Here is a 14,130-nt window from a genome sequence, read left to right on the forward strand (position 1 = left end):
GCACCCATGAGGATGCTTATCATTTTAAAATACTATTTATTTAATTTTTCAATTATCTTCGGAAGCTCACTATCCACCTTATCATTGGCAAGCTGGCAGGTTCCTGCATTAGCATGACCACCTCCGCCATATTCAAGACAGATATCTCCGATATTTACATTTGAATCCCTGTTAATTATAGATTTACCGATCATAACCGCAGTATTCTGTTTCTGGAAGCCCCAGGCAACATGCACTGAAAGCTCTGTATCAGGATACAAAGCATATATCATAAATCTGTTTCCCGCATAAATTGTCTCTTCATTCCTAAGGTCAAGAACAGCAACCTTTCCTTCAACCTTAACCAGACGTTTAAGCTGCTCTTTAAAAAGCTCCTGCTGTTCAAAATAAAGGTCTACCCTTTCTTTTACATCAGGAAGAGCTAAAATCTCATCAATCGTGTGGAGTAAGCAGAAGTCAATAAGCTTCATCATCAGCTCATAGTTAGATATTTTAAAATCATGGAATCTTCCAAGGCCGGTTCTTGCATCCATTACATAATTAAGTAATGTCCAGCCTTCAGGCTCAAGGATATCATCAATGGTAAAATCAGCACTGTCACCCTTGTCAACAGCCTTCATTATTTCTTCTGAAACTCTGGTTATTCTCTCAGCACCGCCATAGTAATTATAAACTACTCTTGCAGCTGATTTTGCATATCCGTCTATAATAAACTTTGGGCTTGCTTCTCCTGCATCTACACGGCTCAGCTCACTTTCATGATGGTCAAAAGCAAGTCCTACTCTCGGATCATAAGGGAGGTTAGTAGTTATATCATTTTCAGTAAGGTCAACCTTGCCATCCTGAACATCTTTAGGATGTACAAATTTTATATCACCGATAATATCAAGTTCTTTAAGTATCATCGCACAAACCAGACCGTCAAAATCACTCCTTGTCACCAATCTCATTTTTCCCATAATATCCTCCCGATATTTATTAAGTAAATTTTACCATAGTAGTATATCATAAATAAAATTTTTGTTCAATCATTATGAAATTAAGTTTATTAAACTTTAATATCATTTTACGGAATTTCCCGATAAATTAATGTATCTCCGCATTTGGCTCTCACATTGACATCAGCCAGAACCATTACACCGTCTCTCAGTATCACTACTATATTTACTCCATATTTTTTCTCCAATTCACTTATAAGTTTTCCTATATCTTCACTCTTTTTTTCTATAGTAATGCTTCCAGTTGTTTTATTTTTGGCTTCATTCAGCCTGTTTCTCTGCATCTCCGTATAATTTTCCACAAAACCTGCCGAAATAATACCAGTCGGTATAGCCACCGTTCCAACTCCAAGAAAGGTAATCATAACCCCCATAATCTTACCGGCTGCGGTTATTGGATAAATATCCCCGTAGCCTACCGTAAATATAGTAGAAAGGCTCCACCATATACCTGAAAATGCATTCTTAAAGGCTTCGGGCTGTGCATCATGCTCTGCTCCGTAAATACAAAGTGAAGAGGCTAACATAAGTACTACTATAATAAATATTGAGGAGGCTATCTGATTCTTTTTCTCAATCAAAACCGAAGTTATTACATTAAACGAATCATAATTCATGTTCAGCCTGAACAAGTGCAATATTCTTACTACCCTAAGCATTCTGAAGGCCGCAAATCCATATAAAAAGAAAAAGGGCAGGATGGTCAGCAGGTCTATTATACCTTCCGCAGATACTATAAACTTAAATCTGGCTCTCCATTTTCCCACATCTGTATATATGTATTCCGCTGTCCATATCCTAAGTGCATACTCCAGACAAAATATAAGAATGGTAGTTGTTTCTATGAATTTGAATATTTTGAAATATCTGCTTAATTCTTCGAAAGTTCCAAGAAATAATACAACAATGTTAAGCAGTATAGATGTAACTATTACAAAATCACCGATTCTGCTTGACATATCCTCCCTGCTTCCGATTTGAATAATTTCAAATATCCGCTTTTTTATCTGCTTATTTTTAGTCATCCCCATCTCCCATATTAATAAAACTCATTTTTAACAATATACATAAATATCATTCCCATATAGTTTGCTGCACTCTTACCTCATATTGAACAGCCTTATAGTCTTTGTCAAAATTTGCTTCAATCGTATACCTCTTCCATAGCATATAACTATTTGTCTGTAATTGCAGAGAAAAATAATAACCGTTTTGGCTTTCCTTATAATCTCCCGGAGTCATAGAAAAAATATCTATAAGCCTTCTGTTTTTAAAATCATCATATTTTAACTTATAAATACTTGTATTATTAATTTTTATCTTATCTAATTGTTCACTGTCAGCAGATATACCATAATAAGTTATCACACAATCCTTAAGCATAGCTATATCACCCCACTCAGGTGTAAGGCTTACTATTCCGTAAGACTTTCCATCACGTATAACCTCTGTCAGTTCACCATATTGAAAATGACTGTCCCTGCGGTTTACAATCTCAGAATCCTCATTTTTTGTATAAAAGCCAAATCCGGCTTTCAAAAGTTCCGATGCCTTTGTTCTTCCTATAGTTATCCTGCTTTCTGCGATACTTACTTCTACGGGTTTGGCAGGAATCCCCGTCATAAATACTGTCAGCATAAGCGAAAAAGCTGTCATTAAAACCATACCAATAACCGCATTGGTTGAAGCATATTCATGATTCTTTTTCGATGTCTTTTTTGCTCTGTCAGAAATAAGGCTTATAGTTTTACATATCATCCAAAGCATTCTTATTCCTACAACCATGAAGAGCTCTACTTTAAGGCAAAAATATATTGCTTCAGGAAGACTTTGCCCTCTAAAGTACATTACAATAATAACAATTATATGTGCAAGGACTAACCCTAATAAGAATAGATTAACTTCTTTGAGAGCAGAGGCATCTGTTATATCCTCATAATAATCTCGTCCTCTGCCTTTCATCGCATGTCCTATTTTATATATCCAGCTTGGTACATCTTTATTAGTTTTTACAGCTATTACCATTTTAAAATATATGAATACAGTTAAAGCAAAAACAAACAGTGTAATGAGGCAAAATAACAAGGCAGATACAAAATAATGCATTTAATCCTCTTTTCTTCCTAAAAAATAATGATTATGACATTAGTATATTTATTTTTTAGCACCTATTTTTTATATGATGTGTCAAAAATTAATTCTTTTGCAAGCAAACTTGCATAGAATTTTTATATTTTGCCACTTATATCATTATATCAAATTATAATACATTAAGCTATAAAATTTCTTATTATACAGTGTGATCGGCGACGTAATGAAAACTTCCCTGCCGTGAGCTGTGCATCCTTCGGAGAGATTTTATTTAATAAGAAATTTCTTATTAAATAAAAAAAATAAGAGCCTGAAATCAGACTCTCTTTAATCTTTAAAATAATAAAGAGCGCGAGACGGGACTCGAACCCGCGACCCCAACCTTGGCAAGGTTGTACTCCACCAACTGAGCCACTCGCGCTTATTACAAGGAGTTTTACAACACACCTCACTTGCAGAAAAAAGTATAACACAATAAATTCCCTACGTCAATATGTTTTTACTATTTTATATAAGTTCGACAATTAATTTCAATTTTATGAATTATTTGAATATTACGAAAACTAAATACAACATAGTATATACTATTAAATAAAAATCTCACATACGGAGTCATTGAAGCTTCTGTATGTGAGATCTTTGCTTACACAACTATTTTTTTATTTACCTTATCCCAAATCGGGCAGATAGGGCATATTAGTGATTGAAGAAGAAGTTAAACGGATCTTCTCCCTGATTGTCATTTGAACCTCCAAATGGCATTTCATAATAATTTCCGTCTTCACTGTTTCCGTTATTACCGTTATTCCCGCTATTACCATTACTATCATTATTTTTATTGCCAAACTCAGATGAGTTTTCCGACTTTGCATTACTGTCCTTAATTTCAGACCTGTTGCCTAAGGTTACCTGAACCTCTTTTTCTACATACTGACCGTTATCATACTGCATTATAGTAAGTTTAACTACTGTTCCTGCCTTAACAGAAGCAAGCTTTGACTGAAGTTCAGCCATGGTCTTGATAGTAGTTCCGTTGAAGCCCGTAATTACATTACCCATCTTAAGACCGGCCTTATCCGCAGGGCTGTTCTTGGTTGTATCTGTTATATATACACCTACCGGAATACCGTAAATCTGGTTATAATTCTTGGTTACATCCTTACCCATAATTCCGAGATAAGACTGCTCATTTTCAGCAATTTCTTCTCTGTTCATAAGGTCATTGATTATAGGGAGAGCTGTTGAGATAGGTATAGAAAATCCCATTCCCTCTACCTTCTCATCAGCATATTTTACAGAGTTGATTCCAATAACCTCACCCTTTGCATTAAGTAAAGCACCGCCCGAGTTACCCGGGTTGATAGCCGCATCTGTCTGAATGAGCTTCATAGTAAAGTCTTCATCCGCTATTTCTCTGTTAAGTGCACTTACATAACCAACTGTTGTTGACTGACCATAGCCAAGAGCATTACCTATGGCAATAACCATCTGTCCAACTTTAAGTTTAGATGAATCACCCACTGTAGCCACTTTAATCTTTGAAAGAGTTTCTTTCTTTATATCCGACATCTTAACAGAAAGAACAGATAAATCAGCTCCCGAATCAGCACCTTTTACAGTTGCTTCAGCTGTAGTCTCATCGTTAAAGGTAACGGTAATTTTCTGATTCTGAGCACCGTTATCAGCCTTTGTTACATGGTTGTTACTTACTATAAGCACCTCATTATCATTCTGTCCGATTATTATACCCGAACCGCTGCCACCGCTCTGGTTCTTATATGACTGGCCAAAAACATTTGTAGTTACAGTATCATACACATTGTTTATGGAAACAATGGATGGCATTACATTTTCAACTACTCCTGACACATCCGAGTTTGTAGCTGCCACAGTTCCGCTGTCTGAGGTGGTTGCAAGAGTAACTGTATTCTTGGTTTCTTTCTTCTCTTCTGTGTCTGTTTTAGCTAATGTCTGATTAACTGCCGCCTGCTTTGCTGAAAGCATATTTCCAAGATATACTCCTCCGCCGGCAGATCCGCCGATAAGAAGTGCCGCTACAAGGACTAAAGCCATCGGATTGGATTTCTTTCTCTTTTTATGGTTGTTATCACCCTGTCCGTTATTATTCATATTTCCATCATTTACAGGATAATTTCCATAATATCCGGTATTATTTTCCTGAGTGTTTTCATTTTCATTGAATCCATTATAATTATCCATAATTTTCCTCCTTAAATTACACAATCTCAAATATTAGTAATGGCATAACCTATAAAGCATTTGCTTCATTTGTTATGCCATTATAATAGTTTTAATTTGTGTTGACTTTGTGAAGGACTTTTGAACTAAATGTGATTTCTAATCAAGTTCCAAATCATCAGAAATATAATAATCCCAGCCGCGTTTTTCACAATAATCCGCTATCTTATCCTCTAACCCATCGTCTTTATTATCCTCCACAATATATTCAGTCAGATAAATATGGATGCCTTTTTTAGAAAGTTTTTTGAGGTATGTCAGATAATATTTGGTTATTTCTTCACCCTTCTTTTTATCTTCAACCGGTGTTGTAAACACTCCTTCCTGATTGACTCCGTCAGCTATTTTTTTTAAGTCTTTATTTTCTTTTAAGTACTTACTTACAAATACATCTCCACCGTTTATAATTACCTTGGTGTTTAGTTTTCTGATATCTGTTAAAATCTTCACAAGCCCCTTGTAAATACGTGGTTCTTTATACTCATAATATACATCTGTATTATCCAGAAAGAAACCGTCCACTCCTTTTTTCTTAAACTCCTTTGCGCGTTTTAACATAAGCTTCTGCCAGGACTTAGCCGAAACATCTACCCATTCTTCACCTTCCCAGCCGTCATATTTAGAAATCGCCAAATGTTTATAGGCTTTATAGTAACTTCTATAGTCTTCCAAAGAACCTATACTTAAATAAGTGTAAACTGTTTTTCCTGCCTTTTTAAGTTTTGTAATATCAGCTTTCGTAAAATGCTCTGCATCAATAATCACAGTCTGATAGTCTTTAAGCTTCTTGATATCCTTCCTGCCTATTCCTATAAATACCCCATATCGTTCATCATAATCATAAGTCATTGCTTTAGATTTAATTACAAAGACAAAGACTACGAGAAATATAACCATAGGTACAATGAAGATAGCAAGCGCAATTTGTCTAAGCTTTTTGATCTGATTTTTTACTTCCGTTTCTTTTTTCTCATCATACATTTCCTTCATAAACATATCCTCCTATTATTTATCTTTGGAAAGATCGGGCGGATTAAAATTTTCTACCTGACCCGGTGAAGAAAGCGAGAAATAATACACTTCATCAGTACCGAATTCTCTGAAGAATACTCTGTCACCGATTATATTTATACTATTGTAATCTCCTGTTTTTATAACAGTCTTTTCAAGAGTGGACAAATTCATCATTTCAAGCCGGTTGTTTTTAGCATCATCAACCTGATATACAACATACTGTTCATTTGGAGTTACATTGTAAAACGAACATTTTTCTTCAACCAGAATTGTCGGATTCTGTCCATATTCATCTATTTTAGCTATGTTATAATTCTTTGAAAGCGAAATAAAATAAATATTGCCTCCTATAAGTGCCGGCTGATAACAATTCCCCTTGTAAATAACAACCTTCTGCTTGGTTACCGGATCAAAAGAATATATATAATGATCTCCTTCTGCCCCTCCATAGTATATTTTACTGCTTGTAAGAGTGCCCGGTACAACCTTTTCTTCAAGTAAAAGTTCTTCGTTTTTACCATCCAGACTTGAACAGTAGAGATTCATGTTACCATCTTTTTCATGCCTCTGATAGTACACCTTATTGCCTATAAGTCCAACCGCACCTACATCATAGGCATAGATACCGCCTATGGCATGACTGCCTTTTTTTGCCACCCTGTATATACCGGAGTAAGAAAACTGAAGCACACGTTTTACCGTATCATTTCTGGTATAATTAAGTCTTGAATAAACAATATAGTTGGAAGTATTATTTATATAACCTGCAGTATCTTCCTGCATATATTCAAAGTCAGTCAACTCCTTTGACATAGAGTAAAGAGCTCCCCTGTCTTTTAAATTACTGAAATATATTTTCTCATCATCCGAACAAAAAAGCCCTCCGTTGTACAGATTACAGGCTGAATTGCCAACAGCTCCTTCTGTATTCGGTATTACTCTGCCGGAAAATTTTGCAGTAACAAAAATTAAAATTAAAACTACCACTACCAAACCTACGCTAATGTTAGCCTTCAAAGCATTAAGTTTTCTCTTTTGCATCCAAAACCTCCTGTAACATTCTATCAATAATTATACTTGCCTTTTGTATCTATTTCAATATAATAAAGATGTTATTAATAAAAGTTTAAACAAAGGTTGATATTTCTGAAAGGATAACAATGGTAGATTTAAGCGTAACCAGAACCAAGATTGATGAAATAGATAGACAGATTATCTCACTGTTTAACGAGAGAATGAAGCTTGCAGATGATGTAGCAAACTATAAGATAGCCACAGGCAAGCCTGTTTATGATCCTGTAAGGGAAAAAGAAAAGCTTGAGGTTATAGAAGGTTTCGGAGATGATGACTTTGGCAAAACCGCCCTAAGAGAGCTGTTTTCCCAGATTATGTCAATAAGCCGTAAATACCAGTACAGAAAAATAGCTGATGCGTCCGAGTCTTCTTCTGCTGTCACCTCATATTCATCTGAAAACATCGGCTTTTTCGGTGGGAGCGGCACTTATACCGAAAGAGCAATGAAGGACTTTTTTGGAAAAGATACAAAGGCAAGAGCTTTTGACAGCTTTAAAAAGGTTTGTGAAGCCGTCGGAAACGGAAGCATAGAATACGGTGTACTTCCTATAGAGAACTCTACTACCGGAAGTATATCGGACATATATGATTTGCTTATGGAATATAAAGTGCATATCCTCGGTGAAGCAATAGAGCCTATAGACCATGCCCTTCTCGGTTTACCCGGGGCAAGTTTAGAAAACATAAGTGAAGTTTACAGCCATCCACAACCACTGCTTCAGTGCTCAAACTTCTTAAATAAATATCCTGACTGGAATACTTATGCCTATGGAAGTACATCCAAAAGCGCGCTTAAGGTTAAAAATGATGGCAAACCGGAACAGGCTGCCATAGCAAGCAGGGCAAACGCAGAGTTTTACGGGCTTGAGGTTCTTGCTGAAAATATCGCAAATGATACACTTAATGCAACTCGCTTTATAATAATAGGAAAGGGAGATAACTACCTTGAAAATGCCGATAAAATCAGCATAAGCTTTGAGATACCCCATAAGACAGGCTCGCTTTACAGCATCCTTTCCAATTTTATCTACAACAATATCAATATGACAAATATAGAGTCCAGACCAATCCCTAAAAGACGTTGGCAATACCGCTTCTTCGTAGACTTTGACGGCAACATAAATGATGCAGGTGTCATAAATGCAATTACCGGACTTAAGGCTGAGGCAGACAGCTTTACCCTGCTTGGTAACTATGTTGGGGCTGATAAAAAATAAGTATATTAAAGGAGCTGTCACATTAAGAATGAGATACACAAAATACAGTGATAATTTGATGACAAATTTACTATATCTTGTTGTATTTTTTTACTTATTACGACAGCTCCCTTTTAACTTTAAAATAATTTTATAAACCTCTCTTTGGTATAAGCTCAATTTTTAATATCCTATCCATACCATCTGTCAATCTTTTACAAATCTTACCTTCGCCCCACTTAACTCAATACTTCTTCTTACAAGCACATTCAAGGCATCAACAGTATTTATATCTTCAGGAATATCAAGGAGGCTAAGCTCGGTACAGGCAATAATTCCGACAGTTTCATCATCACAATACCTGTTTAGAATATCCGTAAACTGCTTGTTATCCAAATTATTGGTTTCCTTTATGTTATATATTATGTCCATAACAGCCTGTTTATCCGTCTCGGAAACCTCTTTCACTTCAAGTCCGTATTCCTTCGCATATCTCTCATACACCTTAGAATTAAGAGTTCCGAGAGTGCCGAAAATAGAGATTTTCTTTACTCCGCTTTTCTTTACTTCAAGTATGGTTTCCTCAATCATATTTATAATTTTTAAGTCAGTTAGCTTCCTAAATTCATCATAAAAATAATGGCTTGTATTGCAGGGAATGGCAACTGCCTCTACTCCGATATTTTCAAGAATGGCAAAGTCTTTCTTTATAGCCTCTAAAAATTCAGTCTTTCTGTTTTCAATAATGCATTTTGTCCTGTCAGGCATGGTCGAATGATTTAAAACTATCATATCAATATGCTCATTATCACATTTAGCCTCTGTATTCAGTACAACTCTTTCATAAAAGTTGACTGTAGCTAAAGGCCCCATACCTCCGATAACTCCTAATTTATACACTATTTCCTCCTAAATATTTTCCTGAAAGCTTTGCCAAGCAGACGCTTGTTAAAGAAAAACCAAGGTCCAAGGTCATCCATAGCAAAGATTGCAGGAGCCCATTTTCTTGAAAATGAAATGCCTAAAGACTTTAAGATGCCCACCTGTCCTGTCTTTTTATATCTAAGGATTGCAACTATGTCTTCAAATCCGTAAATAAATGCGTACTTTGTGTCATAGTCTAAGAATTTAGTGTCACTTTCTTTCAAATTTCCTGTCAGGTCAAGATAAGCAATGTAAGGCATATTAATACCGCACTTGTATATCATGTTATTAAAGTTCGTGGTTCTGGCATTTATTTCTATCAGGTAAATCTCGCCTGTCTTTTCATGCCTTTTAAATTCTATTTCTCCAAAGCCCCTGTAACCGATATTTTCAAGGAAAGGTTTTGAAATCTCAACAAGCTTAGGATTGTATTTTTGAATTGTAAATACCGAAGCACCGAAGTTAATAGGCCACTGACGCTGTTTCTGTGCAGTCAGATAGTGGGTGGTCTTTCCGTTTCTTGCAATATAATAATCGTAAGTAAGCATACAGTCATCAAAGCCGGGTACTATTTCCTGCACAAAGATTTCTATGTCATTATCTTTAGCCTTTTTTATGCCTGCTTCCATTTCTTCAAGGTTCTTACAAATGAATACCTTGTTTCTGAATACCTTGGTAAATTTTACAGTATCAAAAGGCTTGATTATACAAGGGAAACCTACTTCATTTTTCACCCTCTCTATTAAATTCTCATCATTAACACTGATTGTTGCAGGTATTTTCACACCGTTTTCAAGCGCAATATCATGTAAGGTCCATTTGTCTAGAAGCTTTGAATTAAGTCCCTTAGCCTGGCTAATTAAATAATATTTTTCAAGCTCATCATAGTATTTATCTATAAATTCAACATATTTATCATGGGTTGGAAGAAGCACAGGCTTTTCTGTCTGTTTTTTTCCATACTCAATAAGCCCTGTAAAGGCTTCCTCACCGAATTTATTCAGATTATCTATCGTCAAAAATTCAGATATAAACTTAGACTTTGCACCATAGGCATTTTTCAAATCATAGTCGCAGGCAACAACATGTACACCCTCCCGTCCTAAACATCTGATTATGCTAAGTCCTATATAATAATTACATCCTAAAACCACTGCCTTATTCATTACGCTTTCCCCTTAAATCTAATCAGTTTTATTCCTTATATAACCTTTTAACCTATGCCGTCTGTGTGGCAAAGTAAATCTCATACCATTTTAAGAAGGTATAAATGGTATAAATCTTACGACCGTTGTTGGCTATATTGTTAAAATGGTCATCTAAAAGCGAATTTATCTTCTCTTTATCAAAAAACTCACTTACAAAGCCTTTATTAAATATTTCTTTTACAATTTTATAATACTTTTCTTCCCTTATCCATACAACAAACGGAACCACAAAACCTAACTTTCTGCGCTTTGCCCAGTCCTCAGGAAGCTTGTTCTTAGCAGCCTTTCTAAAGGCATACTTTGTTATCTCATTGTGTACCTTATGTTTTACAGGAATAGTCCTTGCAAGCTCCCACATCTTCTTGTCAAGAAGAGGAACTCTGAGCTCTATAGAATTTGCCATAGTCATCTTGTCGGCCTTTAACAAAATATCCTCAACTATCCACATCTTCATATCAAGGTAAAGTCTCTTTGAAGTATCGTCCATATCCTTAACTTCGTCATAGTATTTCCTGGTTAAATCCCTTGAAGTCTCGGTATTTTTATACTTTGAAGTTACAAGCGAATTTGCCTGTTCATCCGACATTATTTCAGCAGGCCCTATATATCTGTCCTCAACCTTCTGACCATATTTCATTATTATGGTTTTTCCGCTGAAATGCTTTCTATCCTTGTATTTTTTATATAATTTGTTTCTTAAGCCAAATGGCAGTTTTCTGTATATTCTCTGCGGAAGTGCATCCGCATATTCATTGTAGCCCGCAAACAGCTCGTCCGCCCCTTCTCCCGAGAGCACAACCTTTACCTGCTCGGAAGCAAGCTTTGATAAGAAATATAACGGCACAGAAGAAAGGTTCGCATGTGGTTCATCTGAATAATACTGTACCTTATTTATACCTTCAAAAAATTCATCAGGGGTAATGAGCTTTGAGTAATTATTTATACCAAGGCTGTCTGAAAGCTCCTTTGCATAGATAGTTTCATTAAAGCCTTTGTTATCAAAACCTACAGAGAAGGTCTTGTCAGGAAGTGCGGTTGCAACCACATAGCTTGAATCAACTCCGCCTGAAAGGAAAGAGCCTACCTCCACATCGCTTATTTTATGGTATTTAACCGACTCCTCAACCTCTTTTTCAATCTTGCCCACAGCCTCGTCAAAGGTCATCTTCTGATAATCAAGTGTCAGATTGTAATAGGTTTTTATCTCCATTTTTCCGTTTTCGTATATATAATAATGTCCCGGTCTCAGCTTCTTTACACCCTTAAAAAAGGTTTCCTCCAAAGGATTGTACTGAAAAACCAGATAGTGCTTCAATGCCTTTTCATTTACTTCTTTATTAAACTTCGGATACTTTAAGAAAGCCTTAACTTCTGAGCCGAACAAAAAGTCTCCCTCTACCATAGCATAATAATAAGGCTTTATTCCAAAATGATCTCTTGCTCCGAACAGCTTCTCTTTTTTGCTGTCCCAGATTGTAAAAGCAAACATTCCGCGAAGCTTAGCCAAAATTCCTTCTTCACCGTATTCTTCATATCCATGTAATATAACTTCAGTGTCCGTATGTGTCTTAAATTTGTAGCCCTTAGCTACCAGCTCTTCTCTTATTTCCTGATAATTATAAATCTCTCCGTTGAAGATGATGGCCACATCTTCCGCTTCATTTAAGATTGGCTGGGAGCCTTCTTTAAGGTCAATTATACTGAGCCTTCTAAAGCCGAAGTTAACATCTTTGTCAAAATAATAACCATCACTGTCAGGTCCTCGATGAACAATCTGATTATTCATCTCTTTTATTACATTTTTATCTTTTACATTCTTACTGCAAAATCCTACAAATCCGCACATATTTTCTCCTTAAATCCTGCCAAGAATCTCTTTTACAGTTTCTATCTCACTGTAAGGCAGGTACTCATCACCTATTACCTGATAAGGCTCAGCTCCCTTACCCGCAAGCAAAACTATATCATTTTCACCTGCAATTCCAAATGCATATTCTATGGCTTCTTTTCTATCTTCAATAACAGTATAATTAGTCTTAGCGCAATCCGAAACCAGACCCTCTACTATATGTTCTACCGACTCATTTCTTGGATTATCCGCAGTAAATACAACCTCATCCGAATTTTCAAGGGCAATCCTGCCTAGATCAGGGCGCATACTGGAATCCCTGTTGCCACCGCTATGTCCTATCAAGGTTATTATCCTGTTATGCGGCACCTTATTTAAAGTTTCAAGCACCTTCATAAGACCGTCAGGTGTATGGGCAAAGTCAATTATTATCTTATAGTTTTTATCTGTATGGACTGTTTCCATCCTTCCGCTGACACCCGAAAAACTTTTCAGGGCTTCTATAGCATCCCTAACAGCAATTCCCTTTGCAAAAGCCGTACAGATTGCAGCAAGCACATTGTATACATTGAATAAACCTACCAGATTAGTTTCTACCTTGTATACGTCTCCTAAAAAATGCAAATCAAATCTCATTTTCCAGTCATCAAAAAAAATTTTGTCAGCATAAAAATCAGCAGTTTTATCATCTATACCATAGGTAATGACTTCTGCCGGTGTATGTGCCTTATATTCCTCAGAATACTTATCATCTATATTTAGTACAGCGGTTTTTAGCTTTCCGTTTTTAAGATTATGGCCTAACTGAGTGAACAAAAGCTCTTTAGTATGGGCATAATTTCCCATGGTCTTATGTAAGTCCAAATGCTCGTGCGACAGATTGGTAAATACCGCACAGTCAAAATCACAACCAATCACCCTATCCAGTGCCAGGGCATGAGAAGAAACCTCCATCACACAGGCATCGCATTTCTCAGCCGCCATTTCCTCTAAAAGTCCCTGCAAAGTGGCTGAAACAGGTGTTGTATTCTTGGTAGGAATTATTTTTTTTCCTATCTTATGGTGAATGGTTCCGATCAAACCTGTTTTAAGGTTCATAGTTTCAAATATATGATTAATCAGATAGCTTGTGGTAGTTTTACCGTTAGTTCCTGTTATGCCAACCATAAACAGTTTTTCATCAGGCTTACCGTACAGCACATTTGATAAAAGTGCCATTACCTTCAACGTGTCTTTCACATAAACAACAGGTATGTCACCGGCTTTGTCAGCTATATCCTTAGATGCAATAAACAACCCAGCGCCGTTTTTTTTGGCACCCTCTACGAATAAATGTCCGTCAACCCGGCTGCCTTCTATACAGATAAAAGCAGTACCTTCCTTTATGTTCCTGCTATCTTCAGAGATATATTTTATATCAATCTTCTCTATATCTCCGCAGATTTTTTTAACTTTTATATATGATAATAGTTCGCCTGCTAACATATTAAACTCCTTAAAAGCATTATCTGATATAG

The 14,130-nt window shown here is 36.1% G+C and carries 11 protein-coding genes and 1 tRNA gene; 1 reads left to right on the forward strand and 11 read right to left on the reverse strand.

Annotated elements, in window-relative coordinates; all coding sequences use genetic code 11:
* Positions 1-32: 32 nt before the first annotated feature.
* The 7 genes from GCWU000282_RS13185 to GCWU000282_RS13215 form a co-directional block, all read right to left on the reverse strand.
* Positions 33-959, reverse strand: a complete 927-nt coding sequence (locus tag GCWU000282_RS13185; RefSeq protein ID WP_023355652.1) for a DHH family phosphoesterase — start codon at positions 957-959, stop codon at positions 33-35.
* Positions 960-1,066: 107 nt separating this feature from the next.
* Positions 1,067-2,023 carry an ion transporter gene (locus tag GCWU000282_RS13190; protein ID WP_242828967.1) on the reverse strand — a complete coding sequence of 319 codons (957 nt, stop codon included), beginning with the start codon at positions 2,021-2,023 and terminating at the stop codon, positions 1,067-1,069.
* Between the two features lie 49 nt (positions 2,024-2,072).
* Positions 2,073-3,104: a hypothetical protein gene (locus GCWU000282_RS13195; protein WP_035041064.1), complete on the reverse strand. Its 1,032-nt coding sequence runs from the start codon at positions 3,102-3,104 to the stop codon at positions 2,073-2,075.
* Between the two features lie 333 nt (positions 3,105-3,437).
* Positions 3,438-3,510: transfer RNA gene (locus tag GCWU000282_RS13200), tRNA-Gly, on the reverse strand.
* A gap of 275 nt (positions 3,511-3,785) precedes the next feature.
* Positions 3,786-5,309 carry a S1C family serine protease gene (locus tag GCWU000282_RS13205; protein ID WP_023355655.1) on the reverse strand — a complete coding sequence of 508 codons (1,524 nt, stop codon included), beginning with the start codon at positions 5,307-5,309 and terminating at the stop codon, positions 3,786-3,788.
* Between the two features lie 138 nt (positions 5,310-5,447).
* On the reverse strand, positions 5,448-6,338 hold the full coding sequence (locus tag GCWU000282_RS13210; protein WP_051384201.1) for an endo alpha-1,4 polygalactosaminidase: 891 nt from the start codon (positions 6,336-6,338) through the stop codon (positions 5,448-5,450).
* A 15-nt stretch (positions 6,339-6,353) separates the two neighbouring features.
* A complete protein-coding gene (locus GCWU000282_RS13215; RefSeq protein WP_023355657.1) occupies positions 6,354-7,403 on the reverse strand; it encodes a DUF5050 domain-containing protein in 1,050 nt (349 codons plus the stop codon).
* Positions 7,404-7,522: 119 nt separating this feature from the next.
* Between GCWU000282_RS13215 and pheA the strand changes: the two genes are divergently transcribed.
* A complete protein-coding gene (gene pheA, locus GCWU000282_RS13220) occupies positions 7,523-8,653 on the forward strand; it encodes a prephenate dehydratase (RefSeq protein ID WP_023355658.1) in 1,131 nt (376 codons plus the stop codon).
* 186 nt (positions 8,654-8,839) lie between these two features.
* Here pheA and GCWU000282_RS13225 read toward each other — a convergent pair whose 3' ends face one another.
* The 4 genes from GCWU000282_RS13225 to GCWU000282_RS13240 are packed head-to-tail and all read right to left on the reverse strand — an operon-like array spanning position 8,840 to position 14,098.
* Positions 8,840-9,532, reverse strand: coding sequence for an aspartate/glutamate racemase family protein (locus GCWU000282_RS13225; RefSeq protein WP_023355659.1), 693 nt, complete (start codon positions 9,530-9,532; stop codon positions 8,840-8,842).
* Positions 9,532-10,722: a carboxylate--amine ligase gene (locus GCWU000282_RS13230; RefSeq protein ID WP_023355660.1), complete on the reverse strand. Its 1,191-nt coding sequence runs from the start codon at positions 10,720-10,722 to the stop codon at positions 9,532-9,534. The genes GCWU000282_RS13225 and GCWU000282_RS13230 overlap by 1 nt, the downstream gene beginning before the upstream one ends.
* A 52-nt stretch (positions 10,723-10,774) precedes the next feature.
* Positions 10,775-12,610, reverse strand: a complete 1,836-nt coding sequence (gene asnB, locus GCWU000282_RS13235) for an asparagine synthase (glutamine-hydrolyzing) (protein WP_023355661.1) — start codon at positions 12,608-12,610, stop codon at positions 10,775-10,777.
* 9 nt (positions 12,611-12,619) lie between these two features.
* A complete protein-coding gene (locus GCWU000282_RS13240) occupies positions 12,620-14,098 on the reverse strand; it encodes a UDP-N-acetylmuramoyl-L-alanyl-D-glutamate--2,6-diaminopimelate ligase (protein ID WP_035041067.1) in 1,479 nt (492 codons plus the stop codon).
* Positions 14,099-14,130: the final 32 nt, after the last annotated feature.

The sequence above is a fragment of the Catonella morbi ATCC 51271 genome (assembly GCF_000160035.2).
Lineage (GTDB): Bacteria > Bacillota > Clostridia > Lachnospirales > Lachnospiraceae > Catonella > Catonella morbi.